We start from the raw sequence: 20,369 nt of genomic DNA on the forward strand, positions 1-20,369 counted from the left end.
CCCCCGAATCCGTTGCCGGATTCGGGGGTTTTTTGTTGGAGCCGCCCTGAACCTGTCTCAGGCGATCAGAAGGTTTCCCACTCGTCGGTGTCCGACGTGGCTGCTGCCACTGCAGGCGCTGGCGCGGCCTTGGGTGCGGCCGTGGTGGCGGCCACCGGCCGGGGTGCCGCAGCCGCCGGGCTGCTCGCCGTGGCGGGCTTGGGGGCCGGCGCGGCGCTGCTGGTCTTGGGGGCTGGCGGCGTGTAGCTGGACTTGCCCGTCTTGCTGGGCGCCGAGCTGCTGCTTGAAGGCTGCACCTTGGCAGACGACAGACCCACAGACCGCTCGCCCGAGCTGAGCTTGAAGCCCGCCACGGCAGCCACCAGGCTCTGGGCCTGATCGCGCAGGCTCATCGCAGCCGCTGCGCCTTCCTCGACGAGGGCGGCGTTCTGCTGGGTGACCTTGTCCATCTGCTGGATCGCATCGCCCACCTGGCCGATGCCGGCGGACTGCTCCTTGCTGGCCGAGCTGATCTCGCCCACGATGTCCGTCACGCGGCGGATGGCGCCGACGATCTCGGTCATGGTGGCGCCGGCCTTGTCGACCTGGGCAGTACCCAGTTCCACGCGCTCGACGCTGGCGCTGATCAGGCTCTTGATCTCCTTGGCAGCATCGGCGCTGCGGCCGGCCAGGCTGCGCACCTCGGCAGCCACCACCGCAAAGCCACGGCCTTGCTCGCCGGCACGGGCGGCTTCCACCGCCGCGTTCAGGGCCAGGATGTTGGTCTGGAAGGCAATGCCGTCGATCACGCCAATGATGTCGGCAATCTTCTTGGAGCTGTCGTTGATGCCGCGCATGGTCTCGACGACCTGGCCCACCACTTCACCACCGGTGACGGCCACATTGCTGGCGCTGAGCGCGAGCTGGTTGGCCTGCTGAGCGTTGTCGGCGTTGTTGCGCACGGTCGAGGCCAGCTCGTCCATGGTGGCGGCGGTTTCTTCCAGCGCGCTGGCTTGTTCTTCGGTGCGCTGGCTGAGGTTGGTGTTGCCCTGGGCAATCTCGCTGCTGGCCGTGGCCACCGTCTCGGCGTTGGCACGCACCGTGGTCACGATGCCGCGCAGCTTGGTGCGCATGTCTTCCAGCGCATGGAGCACGTCGCCCACTTCGTCGCGGCCGCTGCGCGGCAGCTCTTGCGACATGTCGCCATCGGCCATGAACTGGGCAGCCTCACGGGCCTTGGACAAGGGCGTGACGACACTGCGGCTGATCACGAAGCCCAGGCCCACGCCCACACCCAGCGCCACGACGATCATCAGCATGGTGAGGTTGCGCGCGTTGACGTACAGCGCCTCGTTGGCGTCGTGCGTCTCCTTGGACATCTCTTCCTTGGTCTTGGAGAGCTCGGCCAGCGCCTTTTGCATCTCCACGATGGTGACCGCGCCTTCGCCGAACATGTATTCGAGGGCGTCGTTGGTTTCGGTCAGTGCCTGGGCACGGATCAGCTCTTCCAGCTTGCCGTTCACCGTCTGGTAGGTGGCCCATTGCTCCTTGAGCTTCTTGATCAGCTCACGGCCCTGTTCGTCGGTGACCAGCGGCTCGGCCTTCTCGATGCTGACCTTGGCCGCCTCCAGCGCCGTGCGCACGTTCTTGAGGTTGGTCTCGCGGCGGCTCTTGGTCGTGGCCAGCAGCGCGGTGCGGGCAGCGCGGCCCGAGGCCAGCAGTTGCGTGTTCGCTTCCTTGATTTCCGAAAGGCCCACCAGGTCACGGTCATAGAGCGTCGCGCTCGCCGCATTCAGCCGGCTCATCTGGGCGATGGCGAAGAAGCCAGCCAGGCCGCCAATGAGGGCCACGATCAGGAAGGCGACGATAAGTCGGGCGGAAATCTTGAAATCTGAGAGTTGCATCCAGGGCTCCAGAGGAGGTTGGAGTGGCCAATAACTACGAGGAACTCGGCCAGTTTCGGCCGCGTTCAACAGCAAGGTCAATACGAGTCACGGGGCTCTTCAAGGCCTTTTGCCACGCATGTCACGCTTGGGACGCAATCCAGAAGTAGCGCGTGTTCGAATCACCACTCCTGACCTCACCTGCCCGCTTGCGCACCATGTCGTTGATCAATGCCCGTATCGTGCTCGCGTCTCGACCCACCGGCCCGGTAAGTCCGCACAACTTCCGGCTTGAAAGCGTGGAACTTTCCCCACTCGCCGAAGGTCAGGTGCGCGTGCGCAACGACTACCTCAGCCTCGACCCCTACATGCGCGGCCGCATGAACGAGAGCAAGAGCTACGCGGCTTCGCAGCCGCTCGACGAAGTCATGATCGGCGGCACGGTGGGCGAGGTCATCGAGTCCCGCAACGATCACTTCCCCGTGGGCTGCCAGGTGGTGGGCATGGGTGGCTGGCAACAGTACTTCACAGTAGACGCCAAAGAGCGCGGCGTGCTGCAGAAGGTGGACACCACCCACATCCCCTTGAGTGCCTACCTCGGCCCCGTGGGCATGCCCGGCGTCACGGCCTGGTACGGCCTCCATCGCATCATCGAACCCAAGGCCGGGCAGACCATCGTCGTCAGCGCTGCCAGCGGCGCAGTGGGCAGCGTGGTGGGTCAGCTCGCCAAGGCTGCGGGCTGCCGCGCCGTCGGTATTGCCGGCGGCCCCGACAAGTGCAGCTACGTCACGGGCGAACTCGGCTTTGATGCCTGCATCGACTACCGCGAGCACCCCGACGCGCGCTCGCTCTCGCAAGCCCTCAAGGCAGCCTGCCCCCAGGGCATCGACGGGCACTTCGAGAACGTCGGCGGTGTCATCCTGGACGCCGTGCTGAGCCGCGCCAATGCCTTCAGCCGCGTGGCCCTGTGCGGGATGATCGCCGGCTACGACGGCCAGCCCATCCCGCTGGCGGCACCGCAGCTTTTGCTCGTCAACCGCATGCGCGTCGAGGGCTTCATCGTCAGCGAGCACATGGAGGTCTGGCCCCAGGCCTTGAAGGAGCTCGGCGGCCTCGTGGCCACCGGCCGCCTCAAGTACCGCGAGACCATTGCCCAGGGCCTCTCCGCCGCGCCCGAGGCCTTCATTGGCCTGCTCAAGGGCCAGAACTTCGGCAAGCAACTCGTCAAGCTGCACCCATGAAAACTGCCGTCATCACCGGCGCCGGCTCGGGCTTTGGCCTGGAGGTGGCACGTCTTGCCCGTGCGCGGCAGATGAACCTCGTGCTGGTAGACGTCCAGGCCGACGCCCTGGCCGATGCCGAAGCGGCGTTTCAGGGCCACCCGGTGCTGGCCCGCCGGGTTGATGTCGGCAGCGCCGCACAGATGGAAGCCCTGGCGGCCGAAGTGGAGCAACGCTTTGGTGCCCCGCACTTCGTCTTCAACAACGCAGGCGTAGGCTGCGGCGGCCTGGTCTGGGAGAACCCGCTGGCCGACTGGCAGTGGGTGCTCGACGTGAACCTGATGGGCGTCGTGCATGGCGTGCGCCTCTTCACGCCCATGATGCTGGCCGCTGCGGCAGCCGACCCCACCTACCAGGGCCACATCGTCAACACGGCCTCCATGGCCGGCCTCGTCAACTCGCCCAATATGGGCGTCTACAACGTCTCCAAGGCCGCCGTCGTCGCGCTGACCGAGACCCTCTTCCACGACCTCTCACTCGTCACCGACCAGGTCCACGCCTCGGTGCTCTGCCCTTTCTTCGTGCCCACCGGCATCAGCCAAAGCCACCGCAACCGCCCGGGCCACCTGCCCCACGGCAAGCCCACGCGCAGCCAGTTGGTGCAGCAGGTCATGTCTGAGAAGGCCGTGTCCTCGGGCAAGGTCAGCGCCGCCGAGGTGGCCCAGATGGTCTTTGACGCCGTGGACCAGCAGCGCTTCTACGTCTACAGCCACCCGCAGGCCCTGAGCTCGGTGCGCACGCGCCTGGACGACATCGTGGGCGGCCGCAACCCCACCAGCCCCTTTGCGGACAAGCCCGAGCTGGGCGAGCAGCTGAAAGCGCAGCTGCGGCGCTGAATCGGTGTCAAACCGCTGCGAGCACGCCGGACAATCCGGCCCGTGACTCCGCCCTCCCCCTCCCGCCCCCGCGTCGCCCTCGTTGGCGGCGGCCCCGCTGGCCTGATGGCCGCCGAAGTCCTGGCTGCCTCCGGCCGGGTCGATGTCCACCTCTACGACGCCAAGCCCAGCGTCGGCCGCAAGTTCCTGCTGGCCGGCAAGGGCGGCCTCAATCTCACCCACTCGGAAGCCTTCGAGCCCTTCCTGGCCCGCTTCGGGGCCGAGGCCCCGCAGATCGAACCCTGGCTGCGCGCCTTTGACGGCGAGGCCGTGCGCGCCTGGGCGCGCGAGCTCGGCGTCGAGACCTTCGTCGGCACCTCGGGCCGCGTCTTCCCGGCCGACCTCAAGGCCGCCCCGCTGCTGCGTGCCTGGCTGCACCGGCTGCGCCAGGCCGGCGTGCACTTCCACATGCGGCACCGCTGGCTGGGCTTCAGTGCCAGCGGCCAGCCCCGCTTTGCCAATGCTCAAGGCGAAGTGATCGAAGCCCCCTGCCAGGCCACGCTGCTGGCCTTGGGCGGAGCGTCATGGCCCCAGCTCGGCTCGGACGGCGCCTGGGTGCCCGAGTTGCAGCGCCTGGGCGCACAAGTCACGCCGCTGCAGCCCGCCAACTGCGGCTTTGACGTGGGCTGGTCGGCCAAGCTGGCCGAGCATGCGGGCGAGCCCGTCAAGCCCGTGATCCTGCACACCGTGGACTCGAACGGCCAGGCCTTCAGCCGCCAGGGCGAGTTCGTCGTCACCGCCACCGGCGTTGAAGGCTCGCTCATCTACGCCGCCAGCCGTCCGCTGCGCGAGGCCCTCAACGCCACCGGCCAGGCTCGCATCGAACTGGACCTGCTGCCCCAGCACAGCCCTGAGCGCGTACTCGCCGAGGTCAAACACCCGCGCGGCAGCCGCTCGCTCGGCAGTCACCTCAAGAGCCGGCTTGGCCTCGGCGGCGTCAAGGCTGCGCTGCTGCACGAGGTGCTCAGCCGCGACGAGATGCTGAACGCTGCAGTGCTTGCCGAGCGCATCAAACGGCTGCCCTTGATCCTCAAGGCCCCGCGCCCCGTGGCCGAGGCCATCAGCACCGCCGGCGGCGTGGCCTGGGCCAGCCTCGATGACGGCCTCATGCTGCGCGCTTGCCCCGGCGTCTTCTGCGCCGGCGAGATGCTCGATTGGGAAGCCCCCACCGGCGGCTACCTGCTCACCGCCAGCTTCGCCAGCGGCCGCGCCGCTGCCCATGGCATGCTGCGCTGGCTTCCCCAAGGCTGAGGCCCGCCACCATGTCCACCGCCGTGTCCGCTGCCCTGCAAACCAACTTCATCGCCCACGCCATCCAGCTGTCCATCGCGCCGGCCTTCTTGCTCACGGGCCTCGGGGCGATGCTCAGCGTGATGGCCAACCGCCTGGCGCGCGTCATCGACCGCGCCCGCTGGCTGGAGGAGCATTGGCTGAGCTTTGACGAGCCCCGCCAGCAACGCGCCCGCCGCGAGCTGCGCATGATCGAACGCCGACGCCGCGTGTGCAGCTGGGCCATCAACCTCACCACCGCCGGCGCCCTGCTCGTCTGCCTGGTGATCGTGTCCCTCTTCGCCGACGAATTCCTCGCCGCCGACCTCAGCCGCCTCCCCGGCGCCCTCTTCGTCGCCGCCATGCTCAGCGTCTGCGGCGGGCTGGTGTGCTTCCTGCGCGAGGTCTATATCGCCACGCATGTGACGGCGATTCGGTCAGAGGGCTTGGGTTAGCCCCGGAGGCGCTCACAACCCCACGTAGCCCGCATCCTTGACCGTCGGGCTCTCCGGCGCGTCCGTGCGGCGCGCGGCTTCCAGGGCTTGGTCGCGCAACTTCTGGGCACCTGCAGCATCCCCCGCCGACGCCAGCACCGCCGCCCGCGCTCGCCACAGGTAAGCCTGCATGCGCACGTCGCGGAAGCCGGTGAGCTGGTCCCAAGTGGCGAGGGCCGCGCGGCTGTGCTGGCCGGCGGACGGGGCGTCGCCTTGCGCCAGCGCGACGCGGGCGAGGCCGGCCTGGGCGATGGCGACATGGCTCCAGGTCTTGACGGCGGCTTCGTCGATGACGCGTTGCAGCTCGGTGCGGGCGGGTTCCAGGCGGCCCATGTCGATCAGCAGTCGGCCCAGGCGCTCGCGGCAGGCGGCGGTGGATTGGCGGCCCGGGGGGTCGGCAGCCTCGAAGGCCTTGAGCGCCATCTGCAGCGTAGCCAGGGCTTCGTCGTGGCGGCCGAGGCGGGCCAGGGCGTCGCCGATGTGGCGGCGCACGCGGCGCAGGTCGAACTCGTACTGCGTGCTGCTGGCGTAGCCCGCCTCGGCTTGGCGCAGCAGCACGAGGCCCTCGGCCGGGCGGCCCTCAGCGGCCAGGCGCTCGCCGGCGTCTTCACCGGCGGTGTAGGCGTCACGCAGCTCGCTCTGCGTGCCGATCTGGGCCAGCAGGCGGCCGAAGAGCGCCTGGGCCTTGTCGCGGTCGCCGCTCAGGTGAAGCGTGCGGGCCTGGCGTGAGCGCGGCAGCCAGGCGGTGGGGAAGTCAGCCCCGCTGGTGCGCTCGGCGATGTCGGCCGCCTTGCCAAACTCAGCAGCCGCCGCCGCCAGATCGCCGCCCTGCTGGAGCGCCAACGCGAGGTTGCTATGCAGGGTTTGCAACTCAGCCTCGTTGCGCTGCGGCAGGGCCTCGGCCATGTCGATGGCCTGGCGGTTGACGGCCATGGCCTCCATCTGCCGGCCTTGGGTGCTGTGCTCGGTGGCCAGTTCGGCCAGGGCCGTGACGTGGCCGCGCTGGCCGGGCTCGACCTGGGCAAACAGCGCCACCGCCTGCTGCTGGGCCTGGAGCCGGGCCTCGGCCTGGTCGGCCTGGTCGCGCAGGCAGATGCCACGCGTCATCCACCAGTGGGCGCGCAGAGTGCTGTGGTCGCGGCTGGCGCGCCGCAGGCTGTCGTCGGCCTCGGCCAGCAGTTGGCGGCAGCGGGCCTGGTCGCCGCGGTTGTAGGCGCGGATCGCGGCTTCCAACTGGCCGTCGAGCACGTTGTCGTGCAGCGGGCCGTAGCGCTGCACCACCAGGGCCAGTTGGCGTTGCTGCAGGGCTTCGTAGGCCTCGTCTTCGCCCAGCTCGCGGTAGACATCGGCGGCGGTGCGCAGCAGCTCGATGCGCAGGTCGGGGTCGGCCGCAAACTGCTCGTCGATGCGCGCGGCGCTGCGGTCGAGCAGGGTCTTAGCGGTGGTCTGGCCGTTGGGCTTGCCACCGGGCAGGCGGGGGTCGGCGGCGCTGAAGACGCCGAGCAGAAAGTCCTTCACGGCCTCGGCGCGGCGGGCCTGGGCGCGGGCCTCGTGGGCCTGCCAGGCGATACCGGCGCTGCCGCCAATGAGTGTGAGCAACAGCGCGGCGCTGAGCGCGGTGAGCAGCCGGTGGCGGCGCGCGTAGCGCCACGCCAGCGACCAGGCACTGAGGTGCCGCGCCTGGATGGGGCGGTGGGCGCGGTGGCGTTGCAGGTCGTCCGCCAGCGCGGCCACCGAGGCATAGCGGTCCTGCGGGCGGGGCTGCAGCGAGCGGTCCACGATGGCGTCGAGGTCGCCGCGCAGCAGCCGGCGGCGGGCGGGGTCTTGCACGGCGCGCGAGGGTGGCGGCGGGGCGTGGCCGGCGGTGGGCGGGGTGTCGGTCAGCAGCTCGAAGAGCATGAGGCCGAGCGCATACACATCGGTCGCCACGCTGACGGGGCCGCCCTCCAACTGCTCGGGGGCGGCATAGCGCGGCGTGGCCAGCAGGCCGTGGGCGCGGGTGAGCGCGGTGCTGTCGGTGGCCACACCATCTTCAGCGGCCAGCAGCTTGGCGATGCCGAAGTCCAGCAGCTTGACCTCGCCCTCGGGCGTGACCAGCACATTGGCGGGCTTGAGGTCGCGGTGCGCAATCAGCTGGCCGTGGGCGTGGCTGACGGCGTCGGCCATCTGGGCAAAGAGATCGAGCCGTGCGGCCAGGGGCAGTTGCTGCTCGCGGCACCAGTCGGTGATGGGGCGGCCATGCACGGCCTCCAGGGCCAGATAGGGCTGGCCGTCAGCCGCGAGGCCGGCGTCGTAGAAGCGAGCGATGTGCGGGTGGTTGAGCGCGGCGAGGATGTCGCGCTCGCGGTCGAAGCGCTCGCGCACGGCGCCGGCCAGCAAGTGGGCGTGTGGCAGCTTGAGCGCCACCTCGCGGGCGTAGGCACCATCGGCCCTGCGCGCCAGCCACACCACGCCCATGCCGCCCTGGCCCAGCTCGCGCAGCAGCTCGTAAGGGCCGATGTGCTGGCCGGCGTGGTGGCCTGGGCTGCTGGGCGGCAACTGAGGCCGCCCGCTCAAGAACCCATCGGCCTCCTGGCTCAAGCCGGCGCGCACGGCGGTGAGGGCTGGCAACAGATCGGCATCAGCGTCTGGCAAGACAGCCAGCCAGGCGTCGCGCTCCGCCTCGGGCAGGGCCATCAACGCATCGAGCAGCTCCGAGAAGCGCGACCAGCGGTGGGGTGGGCAAGGCAGGGTCATTCAGCAAGCCAACGGCTTTGACTTCGGCAAGCGGACATTCAGACCATGGTGCGCAGCAGCGCGCGGGCCTTGTCCCAATCACGGCGCACGGTGCGGTCGGTGAGGCCCAGGGCCTCGGCGATCTCCAGGTCGGTCATGCCGGCGAAGTAGCGCATCTCGACCACCTGGGCCAGGCGCGGCTCGACGGCGGCGAGGGCCGTGAGCGCGGTGTCGATCTGCAGGGTGTCGTCGCCGGGGCTGACGAGCTGGCCGGCCACCACGGTGTCGAGCGTCACGTGGTCGGCCCCGCCGCCGCGTCGTTCGGCGAGGCTGGCACGCAGCTCATCGACGATGACCGAGCGCATCACCCGCGCGGCGTAGGCATAGAAGTGGCCGGGGCTCGCAAAGCTCAGCTGGCCCACGCGCTCCGAGAGGCGCAGATAGCTCTCGTTGACCAGGGCCGTGGTGTTGAGCGCGTTGTGCGCGCCACTGGCATGCAGCCGGGCGCGGGCAATCTTCTTCAGCTCGGGGTAGGCCTCGCTCCACTCGGTGGGCCAGGGTGAATCGGGCGGCATCGCAGCGTCCATGCCGGCAATATCGCACGCCCATAAGAAACGCCGTCGGCCTACAGCTGGCAAAGCAGCTGGGGCCTGACGGCGTGGGCTGGAATCGGTAGCGCCGCTGGGGCGCTCGCGATCAGTTGTACCAGTGCAGGGTGAAGTCCGCCTCGGGGGTGGCGGCGGCCACCTTGGCTGGGCTGGCGGTGCGCACGGCTTGCGGGCGCTTAGCGGTGCGCTTGCCGGCCGGGGCGGCTTGCTGGGTCACAGCGGCCACAACCTGGGAGGCCTGCACAACAGGCTCGGCAGCCATGGCGGCGGAGGTCACGAACAGGGCGGTGATGGCGATGCAGCGGGCGACTTGGCTCATGGTGGTGATCTCGCGGTGGGTTGACGACGGAGTTGATTCTCCGAACTAGCCCGGAAAAACCGCGTGATTCATTTGGCACCTCAACCAGCCCGCGCCGGCGCCTGCGCAAGGCGCGGGCATCGGCGTGAACTACTCCCTAAAGTTAGGGGGAGTCGGAGGGCCCAGCGCGTGCAGCGCGCCGTCAGCTCGGCGCGAGGTTCAAGAAGAAGCGCGACAGCCAGCCCACCGCATGGGCGCTGCTCACGTTGCCACGGCCGCGCTGCTCGATGCGCACATTGGCCACCGAGGCCGAGGGCACCACATTGCCCGCGCCGATGGCGCGCGGGTCCACCTGGCCGGAGAAGCGCAGCACGTCGACGTTGTGGTTGACGCCGATCTGCTTCTCGCCCGAGATCATCAGGTGGCCATTGGGCAGCACCGAGGTGACGACGGCGGTGATGGTGCCGCTGAAGTCATTGGTGTTCTGGTTGCTGCCCTTGCCCTTGTTGGTGTTGTCGCTGCTGGCTGCGGCTGACGCACGCCCAAAGCTGTTGGGCGCAATACCGGGCAAGGCGGTGACGCCGGCCGCCAGGCTGCCGGACTTGGACAGCTCGCTGGTGCTGGTCTGGGTGGCCGACACGCGCTCGACGATGCTCACCGTGATGGTGTCGCCCACCAGGCGGGCGCGGTAGTCCTCGAACAGTGGGCGGTAGCTGGCGGCCTGGTAGATGGAGCCGTTCTGCACGGTTTGCGATTGCACCGACGGCAGGTTGACCACCGGCGTGTGCGACATCTCGACCTCGGGCTGCGAGTAGAGCGTGGAGCAGCCCGAGAGCGCGAAGACGGCCAGCAAGGCGATGAGGGCTTTCATGGCGAGGTCCTTCAGATCTGGGCCAACTTCTGGAGCATCTGGTCGGAGGTCTGCACGGCCTTGGAGTTCAACTCGTAGGCGCGCTGGGTCTGGATCATCTGCACCAGCTCCTCGACGACGTTCACGTTGCTGGTCTCGACAAAGCCCTGCTGCAGCGCGCCCAGGCCATTGGCATTGGGGGCGCCGGCATTGGGCGTGCCGGACGAGGCCGTCTCGGTGAAGAGGTTCTGCCCGCGCGGGTCGAGGCCGGCCGGGTTGACGAAGTTGGCGAGCTGGATCTGCCCGACCTGCTGGGGCGTGACCTGGCCGGGCAGCGTGACGGTGATGACGCCGTCATTGCCGATGGTGATGCTCTGCGCATTGCTGGGCACGGTGATGCCGGGCAGCAGGGTGTAGCCGTTGTTGGTGACGATCTGGCCGTTGGCGTTGAGCTGGAAGGAGCCGTCGCGCGTGTAGGCATTGGTGCCGTCGGGCATCTGGATCTGGAAGAAGCCCTCGCCCTTGATGGCCATGTCCAGGTTGTTGCTGGTCTGCTGCAGGTTGCCCTGGCTGTAGATGCGCGCGGTGGCCACCGGGCGCACACCCAGGCCCACCTGCAAGCCGGTAGGCAGCGTCGTCTGCTCGGTGGTGTTGGCGCCGGACTGACGGAGGTTCTGGTAGATCAGGTCCTCGAAGATGGCGTGCGAGCGCTTGTAGCCATTGGTGCCGACGTTGGCGAGGTTGTTGGAGATGTTGTCCAGCTGGGTTTGCTGGGCCTCCATCCCGGTCTTGGCGATCCAGAGCGAGCGAATCATTTAGGTGCTCCCCAGCAATTTGGACGACTGTTGGCCCTGGGTCTGGGCAATCTGCAGCAGCTTCATCTGCTGCTCGAACTGGCGCGCCGCCGAGATCATGGCGACCATGGTCTCGACGGGGCTGACGTTGGAGCCCTCCAGCGCGCCATCCTGCAAGCGGGCGGCGGGGTTGGCGGGCAGGTCGCCATCCGTAGCGCGGAAGAGGCCGTCATCACCACGCCGCAGCGGGGCTTCGGGCGTGACGAGCTTCAAGCGGCCCACGGTGGTGGGGCGCTGGTTGGGCGACTTGACGCTGACCGTGCCGTCGCCGCCGATCTCGACCGTGCTGTTGGGCGGGATGTTGATGGGGCCGCCGTCGCCGAGCACGGGGTTGCCGTTGCGCATCACGAGCAGGCCTTCGGCGTTCACGTCCAGCGAGCCGGCCTTGGTGTAGGCCTCGGTGCCATCCACCGACTGCACGGCCAGCCAGGCATTGCCCTGCATGGCCACGTCGAGGTTGCGGCCCGTGGGCGTGATGGCACCGGGTGCATCGCTGTAGCCGATGCTGGTCTCCAGCGCAAAGGCGCGCGTGCTGGCGCCGCTGCCTTGCACGGGCACCGAGCGGAAGGCTTGCAGCTCGGCCCGGAAGCCATTGGTGCTGACATTGGCCAGGTTGTTGGACAGCACGTCCTGCCGCTGCATGGCGGCTTTGGCACCGGCCATCGAGAGGTAGATCATGCGGTCCATGTCGTGCCCTTAGCGATCAGCGGAGGTTGACGATGGTCTGCAAGACCTGATCCTGCGTCTTGATGGTCTGCGCATTGGCCTGGTAGGCGCGCTGCGCAGTGACCATGTTGACGAGCTCGGCGGTCAGGTCGACGTTGCTCTCCTCCAGCGCGCCGGACTGGATCGAGCCCATATTGCCGTCGCCCGGCACGCCCACGATGGCTTCGCCCGAGGCGACGCTGCGGATCCAGACATTGCCGCCCTGGGCCTGCAGGCCTTGCGGGTTGCGGAAGGCCGCCAACTCCACCTGGCCGGCAGGCTTGCTCTGGCCGTTGGAGTAGCGCGCCTGCACCACGCCGTTGGCGGCGATGGTGATGCCGCTGAGCTGGCCCGGCGCGTAGCCGTCCTGGGTCAGCGCCGTGACGGCGAAGCTGCTGCCGTTTTCGTTGGCACCCAGGATGTTGAAGGTGATGCCGGCGATGGGCAGGGTGGACACGCCCGTCGCGCTGGTGCCGGCGGGCACCGCCATGGTCAGGTCGGTGGTGGGCGCCGTGGGCTTGCCGCCGGTGGGCGGGAAGGTGATGGTGGTGTAAGGCGTGGTCGGGTTGCCAAAACCGTCCAGCGCGATGCCGGCCCCGGCCGCGTCGGTGTCAAAGGGCGTGCCATTGGCCACCGCGTAGACGTTCCAGGTGTTGGCGCCGGTGGGGTCCGGCGCGGCCTTCTGGAAGTACATGGTCACCGCCACCTCCTGGCCCTTGGCGTCGAAGACGGTGAAGGAGGTGGCGTTGTTGTAGGTCGTGCTGTCCTTGAGGTCGATGCCCGTGGCCGTGCCGGCGCTGGGGGCCGTGACCTTGGCGCGCGAGTCGAGGTTGAACTCCATCTTGACGTTGGTCGTCACCGCCGGGGCGATACCGGCGGTGGGCAGCTGCAGGGGCTGCGCGGTGCCGGGCTGGATGACGCCGGTGCCGTCGGCCGGGTAGCCCATCAGCTTGAGGGCGTCGTTGTTGACGATGAAGCCCTCGCGGTTGATCTTGAACTGGCCGTTGCGGGTGTAGCGCGTGGGGTTGACGCCATCGGTCACCTGGAAGAAGCCGCCGCCATTGATGGCGAGGTCCATGGGGTTGTCCGTGGTGCTGATATTGCCCTGGGTGAACTGCTGCGACACCGCCGCCAGCGTGGTGCCGATACCGACCGAGTTGAGGCCCGCGCCGTTGAGCGCGGCCGCGTAGACGTCCGAGAACTCGGCCCGCGAGCCTTTGGAGCCGTAGGTGGCGGAGTTGGCAATGTTGTTGCCAATGATGTCCAGGCTCTTGGCGGCGGCGTTGAGGCCCGAGAGGCCTTGTTGGAAGCTCATGGTGATTCCTCGTTAAAGCTCAATCCACGCTCAGGACGGAGGCGTAGTCGGTCATGCCCAGGTGGGCGAGTTGCAAGTGCAGCGTGCCGCCGGCGTTGGACACGGCGTCCACGCGGTCACGGGCAAACAGGCTGCTGGCGACGCTGCTGGTGCCCTGCGTCGCGGTGATGCGGAACTTGAGCTCGGTGCCAGCCGGCGCCTTGTCGGCCGGCCAGGTGAAGTTCTGCAGGCCGGTGCCCTGCGCGCCCAGCTGCACGGTGTCGATGACATTGCCGGCAGGCGTCATCACCTCCAGCTGTACCTTGGACGCCGGGCCATCCAGCGCAAAGCTGCCCCGGCCCACGCCGTCCTGCACGTCGAGCCGGTTGCCCTCGATCAGCACGTCGCGCCCGACCAGGTTGACCGACTGCAGCGCCTGCATCTGCGAGAACTGCGTGCCCAAGCCCTTGATGCTGGCATCCACCGTGGCCAGGCTGGTGACCTGCTGGATCTGCGCCATCTGGCTCGTGACCTGGGCGTTGTCCATGGGGTTGAGCGGGTCCTGGTGCTGCATCTGCGCCACCAGCAGCTTCAGGAAGCGGTCCTGCGTCTCGGCCGCGTTCTTGGTCTGCGTGGACGAGCTGGGCAGGCCACTCTTGTTGGCGCTGCTGGTGTTGTTGAGTGCGGTGAAGTCCATGGCCTGGCCTCCGTGGTCAGGACTGACCAAGTTGCAAGGTCTTGAGCAGCAGGCTCTTGGCCGTGCTCATCACCTCGATGTTGTTTTGGTAGGAGCGCGAGGCCGAGATCATGTTGACCATCTCCTCCACGCTGTTGACGTTGGAGTAGGTCACGTAGCCATCGGCGTCGGCCTGGGGGTGGCGCGGGTCGTGCACGCGGCGGCCCGGGGTGTTGTCCTCGGAGATCTTCGAGACCTGGACCCCGGCGGTGCCGGCGTCGTTGCCAAACAAATGGGTCTGGAAGACCACCTGGCGCGCCTTGTAGGCCTGGCCGTCGGGGCCGGCCACGGTGTCGGCATTGGCCAGGTTGCTGGCCACGACATTGAGCCGCTGGCTTTGCGCGCTGACCGCGCTGCCGGCAACGTTGAAGATCTGGAACATCGACATGGTGGCCGTCTCCTAGCTTTAGCCAGCGTTGTGCGACTTCATCGCGTCCAGCGTGGTGCGCACCGCGCCGTTGATGAAGCGCAGCGTGGCCTCGTACTTCACGGTGTTGTCGGCAAAGCTGGCGCGCTCGCGGTCCATGTCCACGCCATTGCTGTCGAGGTTGGTCTGGGCCTGCAGCGCGTATTGCTTCTGGCTGTCGGCCAGGGCGCCTGCGGCTGGGCTCATGTGGCCGCGGGCGGTGGTGGCCATCTGGCCGGCGGTGGGCAGGTCGCCCGTGGCCTCGCGCAGGGCGCGGGCAAAGTCGATGTCGCGGGCCTGGTAGCCCGGGGTGTCGGCGTTGGCGATATTGCTGGCCAAGAGGCGCTGACGCTCCGCCCGCAGGCTCAGGGCCTGGGTCTGGAAGTTCAGCGTGTCGGTGAGGCGGTTCAGCATGGTGGGCTCCTGGGGCACGATGGCGGAGCTGGGTGTGCGCAAATTGTCTGGAGCCACCCGCCAAAACATGAGCGGGATCAAAGGCTGATTTGCCTCTCAATTCCCCCCTCCGAACGCCCGCCAGCTGCCTAGAGTGCAGCCTCATGCTCCCAAGGCTCGCCTCATTCCTGCTGCTGTTGCTTGCGCTGGCTGCCCCGGCCCTGGCCGTGGATGCCGCCGCGCTGGAGCGCGTACGCCAGATGGCCGAAGCCGCCGCCCGCCTGGCCGCACCGCCCGGCACCCGCGTGGTGGTGGAAGCCGGCAGCCCCGACCCGCGCCTGCGCCTCGCCCCCTGCCAGCAGATGCAGCCCTACCTGCCCCCCGGGCTGGCCATGTGGGGCCGCACCCGCGTGGGCCTGCGCTGCGTGGACGGCGTGGCCCGCTGGGCCATCACGGTGCCCGTGCAGGTCAAGGTGTTTGGCAGCGCCCTGGTGGCGGCCACCGCGCTGCCCGCCGGCGCGACCCTGACTCAAGATTTGCTCAGCACGGCCGAAATCGACATTGCTGCCGAGCCCGGCGCGGTCTACCCGACTGCGGCGCCCTTGCTCGGCCGGGTCCTGGCCCGCCCCGTGCAGGCCGCCCAGGCCGTGCGGCAGACCGACCTCAAGCACCGCCAGTGGTTTGCCGCTGGCGACACCGTCCAGCTCAGCCTCGCGGGCAGCGGCTTCAGCATCGGGGCCGAGGCCCAGGCGCTGAGCCCCGGCCTCGAAGGCCAGGACACCCGACTCCGGCTGGAGAGCGGGCGCATCGTCACGGCCCGGCCGGTGGGCGAGCGCCGCGCGGAGATGCAGCTGTGAAGAAAGTCGCTCTCCGCCGCCTCAGGCTGGCGCATGAAGCCTTCAGGCCCCGAGAATGGGGGGGCAGCCCCTCAAGTTCCCGGCCCAATGGCCGATCACCTGGGGAACCTGTCGTACCTGGGTCCAGCAAGGGCCCCTGGAGAGTCGCATGAAAGTTGGTCATCACCTCGAAGCCCCAGCGGCGAAGCTGGAGCGCCCGGCTGCGCGCAAGCCCGAGGCCTCGACCTCGGCCCCTGCGACCCAAGCCACCAGCGCCCCTCAAGTTGCCAAGCACCAGCCGGCCCACGAGGCCAGCGCCCAGGTCGAGATCTCCTCGGCCGCCGCGCAACTGGTCAAGTCCCACGAAAGCAGCTTTGACGCCGCCAAAGTGCAACGCATCTCGCAGCAAATTGCCGAAGGCACGTTCAAACCCGACGCCAACGGCATCGCTGACAAGCTGATTTCGAATGCGCAAGAATTGCTGGCCCGCAGCAAGCAACGCGCCGGCACCCAATAAACCCCACCAATGACCGCAGACGCCGCCATCCCAGCTGAACTCGAACAGCCCCTGATCGCCGTCGAGACCTGCCTGACCCAGCTGGGTGAGGCCCTGGCCGCGCGCGACCCGGCCGGCATCGAGCGGCATTCGGTCGAACTGCATCGCCTGCTCACCCAAGCCGTGGCGGCCTTCAGTGCCGCCGCCCAAGCCGGCCGCCTGCCGGCCTCGCTGCGCCAGCGCCTGGTGCAGGCCGGTGGCCGCATGGCCGCACAGCGCGAAGCGCTGGCCCGCGGCAATGTCTCGCTCGACCGCGCACTGGATGTGCTGATCCCCGCCGAGCCCGTCTACGGCGCCAGTGGCCTGGCCGAGCGCCGGCCCAAGGGCGGCAGCTTCTACTCCGTCTGATCGCAGTCGGACGTTCGAGCGCTACTTAGTCGCTGCTCTTCGAACGTTTTCCAGGTAGGCCTCGCCATCCGGCGGCCGGCCGCTGCGCTGGGACTCCCACACCATCTGCCCCAATGCCTCCATGGCGATGTGCTGCGCCTCGTGGCGCGAGTTCAGCCTGGCGGAGAGCAAATCAAGCGCCTGGCGGATGCCGGTGGGCTGGTCAATGCCATGCTGCTCGGTGATCGAGAGGTGCATGGACAGGTGCAGGAAGGGGTTGGTGCGCCCCTCCTCCACCGTGTAGACCTTGTCCAGCGCAGCCGCCTCGTCGGCCAGCTCGGCGTGGTACTCCGGGTGCTCGGCGATCCAGTCGGCCGCCAGCGCCTCCATCGGGATCAGCGGCGTGCCGTCACGCCATTTACGGTAGGTGCCGCAGAAGAACTGCCGGACTTGGAGCTGGGACGGGGCGAACATGCGCGGGATTGTCGCCGGGCCACCAGCACAAGCAGCCCGCCGGCCATCAGGGCCCAAGTGCCGGGCTCGGGCACCGGTGCGGCCAGGAAGTTGTGGCCGCTGGCGCCCGTGGTGTTCAAGCCGGCCACGGACGGGATCAGCTCATACCCGGCCGAGTGCGCAAAGTCGGCCTCGGCGTAGCGTGCGGATCGCGCGTAGTCGCTCACGTCCGCCCCGGCGTAGAGCATGCCGGCGATGGAGATATTGCGACCCACGAAGGTGTTCAGCGTCAGCTGGTAGACCCCCGGCGCGTCCTTCTTGGCGTCCCAGCTCTTGTTCACCTCGGCGTAGCTGGTCATGTCGCGCAGGCGCACTTCGGCCAGGCCGTCGGCTGACAAGAAACCGCCGCTCTCGAAGTTGGGGTTGGAGAGCGTGCCCGTGATGCTGAAGTTGACCGTGTAGCTGACCGGCGTGCCCACCGCCAGCCCAGGGCCGGTGACGGCGATGGTGTCGTAGAAGCGCGCCTGCACGGTGGCACCGGCATAGCCGTAGTTGATACGGTGGCCCTGGGGGTCGCAGCAATAGGGGTAGCTGCCCGAGGCATAGGCGCGCAGCAGTCCGATGCGGCCTTCAAACTCGCCCACGCCGGTGCCACCGGCATAGGTGGCCGTCAGACTTTCCGACTGCATCTGCGCCGCGCGCGGGTCGTCGATCCAGTTGAAGGTGGGCGCGAAGCGCTGCTCGCCGCTGCCTGGGTTCAGGAAGCTGGTCGAGTGCACATTCATGGTCACGAAGAGCTGGCTTTGCTGGGCCAGCGCGGGCAGCGAGGCGGCCAGCGCGCTGAGAGCGAAAAGGGCGAGGCACAGGCGCCCGAGGCGGCGCGGCAGGGTGATGGACATGGTGATCTCCCGTCAAAGGTTGGGCCGAGGATGGGCGCTTGAAGCCCTGACCCTCGCACCAACGGGGAGAAGCACCCGACCCGGACATCCACCGCCCACGCAACTTAGGGGGTGGCGCGCCCGTCCCCTGACGCGGCATCTGCCCCGTCACTCCAACCTGCACGCGCCTTGGCATACCGCGCGGCCTCGGCCTCGCGCTCCACGGCCAGCAGCTGATCAAACTGCTGGCGGCCGGCCTTGGCGGCGGCGACGAGGGCGGCCTGGTCGCGTTGCAGCGGCAGCGTGGCCTCCAGCAGCTCGATGTTGTGCTGGCGGAAGCGCATCGCGTGCTTGCGTGCGGCGTGAGGCTCCATACCGGTGAGTTCGAGCACGCTGCGGGCGCTGCGTAAAGCAGCGTCGAAGGTCTCGCGCTCGATGTGGGTCAGGCCCAGCTCGCGCAGCTTGAAGTAGTGGGTGACATTGCGCGCCCGGGCCACGATCTGGGCCTGCGGGAAGTGCTCGCGCACCAGCTCGACGATCTCCAGGCTGGTGGCCATGTCGTCCACGGCGACGACGATGACGCGTGCCGTCTCGGCCCCGGCCACGCGCAGCAGGTCGAGCCGGGTCGCATCGCCGTAGTGGACGGTGAAGCCGAACTTGCGCAGGCTCTCGATGGCCTCGGCATCGTGGTCCAGCACCGTTGCCTGCAGGCCGCAGGCGTGCAGCAGCCGGCCCACCACCTGGCCGTAACGGCCACTGCCGGCGATGAGGATGGGGGCGGGTGGCGGCGGGGGTTCGTCGGGCCGCGTGCCATTGGCAGCGACGCGGCGCGTGGTCCAGCGCTCGGCCAAGGTCAGCAGCAGCGGCGTGACGGCCAGCGAGATGGCCACGGCGGCCACGAGGGCCGAGTTCTGCGCGCTGCTCAGCACGCCGTTGGCCTCGCCGAGCTGGAACACCACAAAGCCAAACTCGCCGCCCTGGGCAAGCAGGATCACAAACGCCGGCCGCTCCACCACGGGCAGCTTCATGGCCCGCGCCATCAGCACCAGCACCAGGGACTTGCCCACCAGCAGCGCCACCAGCACGGCCAGCACCGTGCCCGGCTGGCCGGCCACGGCGGCCAGGTCCAGGCCCATGCCCACGGCGATGAAGAAGAGGCCAAGCAGCAGGCCCTTGAAGGGCTCCAGGTCGGTCTCCAGCTCGCGGCGGTACTCGCTCTCGGCCAGCAGCACGCCAGCGAGGAAGGCGCCCAGCGCCATCGAGAGGCCGACAAACTGCATCAGCGCCGCCGTGGACAGCACCAGCAGCAACGCGGCGGCGGTGAAGATCTCAGGCGTGCGGCTGTGCGCGATCCAGCGCAGCGCGGGGCGCAGCAGCAGCCGGCCGCCAAACACGATGGTGACGATGGCCGCCACCGCCTTGGCTGCCGCCAGCCAGGCGCTGCCCTCGGCCTCGGCGGCCGAGCCCCCCACGGCCAGCAAGGGCACCAGGGCCAGCACGGGGATGGCGGCGATGTCCTGCAGCAGGGCCACGCTCAGCACGCTCTCGCCCGCGCTGGTGCGGCCCAGGTTGCGCTCGGCCAGCACGGCCATGGCCACGGCGGTGGACGACATCGCCAGCCCCAGGCTGGCCACCACGGCCAGGCGCCAAGGCACGCCAACGGCCACGGCCAGCAAGGCCAGCACGGCCGCGCAGCCCAGCAACTGCACGCTGCCCCATCCAAAGATGGGCCGGCGCATGGCCCACAGGCGCTTGGGCTCCAGCTCCAGGCCGACGAGGAAAAGCATCAGCACCACGCCCAGCTCGGCCACATGCAGGATGGTGCCGGGCTCGTGGATCAAGGCCAGCACCTGGGGCCCGACCACGATGCCGGCGACCAGATAGCCCAGGATGGACCCGAGCCGCGCCCAGCGCGCCAGCGGCACGGCCACCACGGCGGCGGCCAGCAGCACCAGGGGCACGATCAACCAGTTCTCGTGCGTCATGCGGCGCCCCCGATGGAGAGCGCCGAGAAGGCGGCGGGGCGGTCGTCCAGGCCCACGGCGTCCTGGCAGTCTTCGGGGCAGGCTTCCACGTCCTCGCACCAGTCGGGGTAGGCAGACAGTTGGGCCACGAAGCGCCGGGCCTGGGCGTCGATCTCGGCCTGGCTGGCGCGGTGGGCACCATGCAGCACCTGCACGGGCAGGAAGCGCATGCCGCAGGTGCGCGCCGTTTGCCTGTAGGGCAAGGTGAAGGCCTCGAAGGGCAGGCCATGGTGGCCGCCGGTGCTGTAGGCCTCGGCCGTGCCGCCGGTGGAGGTGACGAGCCACAAGTCCTTGCCCGCCAGCGCGGTGCCGCCAGGGCCATAGGCCCAGCCCAGTTGCAGCACCTCGTCGCACCACAACTTTTGCAGCGCCGGCATGCCGTACCAGTGCAGGGGGTGGAGCATCACCAGCAACTGCGCCTGGCTCAGCGCGCGGCGCTCGGCCTCGGCGTCGATATGGAAGTCGGGGTAGCGGCGGTAGAGGTCGTGCACCTGCACGCGAGGCGCCAGACCGGCGGCGTGCAGCGCGGCCAGGAAGCTGCGGGTCACGGCGGACCGGGCCAGGTCCGGGTGGGCGGCCAGCACGAGGATGTCTGGCGGGGCAGTGTTTGGGGTGGTGGTGGGAGCGGCATCGACCATGGCCCTTAGGTTAACGTG

The 20,369-nt window shown here is 69.0% G+C and carries 22 protein-coding genes; 7 read left to right on the forward strand and 15 right to left on the reverse strand.

Annotated elements, in window-relative coordinates:
• Nucleotides 1-65 precede the first annotated feature (65 nt).
• On the reverse strand, nucleotides 66-1,883 hold the full coding sequence (locus ABDJ85_RS06730; RefSeq protein ID WP_347704002.1) for a methyl-accepting chemotaxis protein: 1,818 nt from the start codon (nucleotides 1,881-1,883) through the stop codon (nucleotides 66-68).
• 197 nt (nucleotides 1,884-2,080) lie between these two features.
• Here ABDJ85_RS06730 and ABDJ85_RS06735 point away from each other — a divergent pair, with 197 nt between their 5' ends.
• Genes ABDJ85_RS06735 through ABDJ85_RS06750 form a run of 4 tightly spaced genes read left to right on the forward strand, consistent with a single transcriptional unit; the run spans nucleotide 2,081 to nucleotide 5,741 of the window.
• Complete coding sequence (locus ABDJ85_RS06735) at nucleotides 2,081-3,103, forward strand: NADP-dependent oxidoreductase (protein WP_347704003.1); 1,023 nt, start codon at nucleotides 2,081-2,083, stop codon at nucleotides 3,101-3,103.
• Entirely contained in the window at nucleotides 3,100-3,978 is an 879-nt protein-coding gene (locus ABDJ85_RS06740) for an SDR family oxidoreductase (protein WP_347704004.1), read from the forward strand. The genes ABDJ85_RS06735 and ABDJ85_RS06740 overlap by 4 nt, the downstream gene beginning before the upstream one ends.
• 33 nt (nucleotides 3,979-4,011) lie before the next feature.
• Nucleotides 4,012-5,268, forward strand: a complete 1,257-nt coding sequence (locus tag ABDJ85_RS06745; protein WP_430765532.1) for a TIGR03862 family flavoprotein — start codon at nucleotides 4,012-4,014, stop codon at nucleotides 5,266-5,268.
• An 11-nt stretch (nucleotides 5,269-5,279) separates the two neighbouring features.
• Entirely contained in the window at nucleotides 5,280-5,741 is a 462-nt protein-coding gene (locus tag ABDJ85_RS06750) for a DUF2721 domain-containing protein (protein ID WP_347704006.1), read from the forward strand.
• Between the two features lie 12 nt (nucleotides 5,742-5,753).
• Here ABDJ85_RS06750 and ABDJ85_RS06755 read toward each other — a convergent pair whose 3' ends face one another.
• The 10 genes from ABDJ85_RS06755 to flgB all read right to left on the reverse strand — a co-directional run bounded on the left by ABDJ85_RS06755 (nucleotide 5,754) and on the right by flgB (nucleotide 14,660).
• Nucleotides 5,754-8,516, reverse strand: a complete 2,763-nt coding sequence (locus ABDJ85_RS06755) for a serine/threonine-protein kinase (RefSeq protein ID WP_347704007.1) — start codon at nucleotides 8,514-8,516, stop codon at nucleotides 5,754-5,756.
• Between the two features lie 38 nt (nucleotides 8,517-8,554).
• Complete coding sequence (locus ABDJ85_RS06760; RefSeq protein WP_347704008.1) at nucleotides 8,555-9,082, reverse strand: ECF-type sigma factor; 528 nt, start codon at nucleotides 9,080-9,082, stop codon at nucleotides 8,555-8,557.
• A 109-nt stretch (nucleotides 9,083-9,191) separates the two neighbouring features.
• The gene (locus ABDJ85_RS06765; protein WP_347704009.1) at nucleotides 9,192-9,422 is read right to left on the reverse strand and encodes a hypothetical protein; all 231 of its coding nucleotides are present in this window, start codon (nucleotides 9,420-9,422) and stop codon (nucleotides 9,192-9,194) included.
• A 181-nt stretch (nucleotides 9,423-9,603) separates the two neighbouring features.
• Nucleotides 9,604-10,272, reverse strand: coding sequence for a flagellar basal body L-ring protein FlgH (locus ABDJ85_RS06770; protein ID WP_347704010.1), 669 nt, complete (start codon nucleotides 10,270-10,272; stop codon nucleotides 9,604-9,606).
• An 11-nt stretch (nucleotides 10,273-10,283) separates the two neighbouring features.
• Nucleotides 10,284-11,066, reverse strand: coding sequence for a flagellar basal-body rod protein FlgG (gene flgG, locus ABDJ85_RS06775; protein WP_347704011.1), 783 nt, complete (start codon nucleotides 11,064-11,066; stop codon nucleotides 10,284-10,286).
• Nucleotides 11,067-11,792, reverse strand: coding sequence for a flagellar basal-body rod protein FlgF (gene flgF, locus ABDJ85_RS06780; protein ID WP_347704012.1), 726 nt, complete (start codon nucleotides 11,790-11,792; stop codon nucleotides 11,067-11,069). It abuts the gene before it with no gap.
• A 16-nt stretch (nucleotides 11,793-11,808) separates the two neighbouring features.
• Complete coding sequence (flgE, locus tag ABDJ85_RS06785; protein ID WP_347704013.1) at nucleotides 11,809-13,125, reverse strand: flagellar hook protein FlgE; 1,317 nt, start codon at nucleotides 13,123-13,125, stop codon at nucleotides 11,809-11,811.
• Between the two features lie 19 nt (nucleotides 13,126-13,144).
• Nucleotides 13,145-13,801: a flagellar hook assembly protein FlgD gene (locus ABDJ85_RS06790; RefSeq protein WP_347704014.1), complete on the reverse strand. Its 657-nt coding sequence runs from the start codon at nucleotides 13,799-13,801 to the stop codon at nucleotides 13,145-13,147.
• A gap of 16 nt (nucleotides 13,802-13,817) precedes the next feature.
• Nucleotides 13,818-14,228, reverse strand: coding sequence for a flagellar basal body rod protein FlgC (gene flgC / locus ABDJ85_RS06795; protein WP_347704015.1), 411 nt, complete (start codon nucleotides 14,226-14,228; stop codon nucleotides 13,818-13,820).
• 18 nt (nucleotides 14,229-14,246) lie between these two features.
• Nucleotides 14,247-14,660, reverse strand: a complete 414-nt coding sequence (gene flgB, locus ABDJ85_RS06800; RefSeq protein ID WP_347704016.1) for a flagellar basal body rod protein FlgB — start codon at nucleotides 14,658-14,660, stop codon at nucleotides 14,247-14,249.
• A gap of 143 nt (nucleotides 14,661-14,803) precedes the next feature.
• Between flgB and flgA the strand changes: the two genes are divergently transcribed.
• The 3 genes from flgA (at nucleotide 14,804) to ABDJ85_RS06815 (ending at nucleotide 16,379) form a co-directional block, all read left to right on the forward strand.
• Nucleotides 14,804-15,496 (forward strand): flagellar basal body P-ring formation chaperone FlgA, encoded by a 693-nt coding sequence (flgA, locus tag ABDJ85_RS06805; protein WP_347704017.1) that lies wholly within the window; start codon nucleotides 14,804-14,806, stop codon nucleotides 15,494-15,496.
• A 148-nt stretch (nucleotides 15,497-15,644) separates the two neighbouring features.
• Entirely contained in the window at nucleotides 15,645-15,992 is a 348-nt protein-coding gene (gene flgM / locus ABDJ85_RS06810) for a flagellar biosynthesis anti-sigma factor FlgM (RefSeq protein WP_347704018.1), read from the forward strand.
• Between the two features lie 9 nt (nucleotides 15,993-16,001).
• Nucleotides 16,002-16,379, forward strand: a complete 378-nt coding sequence (locus ABDJ85_RS06815; protein WP_347704019.1) for a hypothetical protein — start codon at nucleotides 16,002-16,004, stop codon at nucleotides 16,377-16,379.
• Between the two features lie 21 nt (nucleotides 16,380-16,400).
• On the opposite strand, the gene ABDJ85_RS06820 is transcribed toward ABDJ85_RS06815, so the two are convergent.
• From ABDJ85_RS06820 to kefF, 4 genes are all read right to left on the reverse strand, one after another.
• Nucleotides 16,401-16,832: a DUF1841 family protein gene (locus ABDJ85_RS06820; RefSeq protein WP_347704020.1), complete on the reverse strand. Its 432-nt coding sequence runs from the start codon at nucleotides 16,830-16,832 to the stop codon at nucleotides 16,401-16,403.
• Nucleotides 16,754-17,710, reverse strand: a complete 957-nt coding sequence (locus ABDJ85_RS06825; RefSeq protein ID WP_347704021.1) for a PEP-CTERM sorting domain-containing protein — start codon at nucleotides 17,708-17,710, stop codon at nucleotides 16,754-16,756. The genes ABDJ85_RS06820 and ABDJ85_RS06825 overlap by 79 nt, the downstream gene beginning before the upstream one ends.
• A 104-nt stretch (nucleotides 17,711-17,814) precedes the next feature.
• A complete protein-coding gene (gene kefC / locus ABDJ85_RS06830; protein ID WP_347704022.1) occupies nucleotides 17,815-19,674 on the reverse strand; it encodes a glutathione-regulated potassium-efflux system protein KefC in 1,860 nt (619 codons plus the stop codon).
• Nucleotides 19,671-20,351, reverse strand: coding sequence for a glutathione-regulated potassium-efflux system oxidoreductase KefF (gene kefF, locus ABDJ85_RS06835; RefSeq protein WP_347704023.1), 681 nt, complete (start codon nucleotides 20,349-20,351; stop codon nucleotides 19,671-19,673). Before kefF ends, kefC begins: the two co-directional genes overlap by 4 nt.
• Nucleotides 20,352-20,369 lie beyond the last annotated feature (18 nt).

The organism is Roseateles paludis (assembly GCF_039872745.1).
Classification (GTDB): domain Bacteria; phylum Pseudomonadota; class Gammaproteobacteria; order Burkholderiales; family Burkholderiaceae_C; genus Pelomonas; species Pelomonas paludis.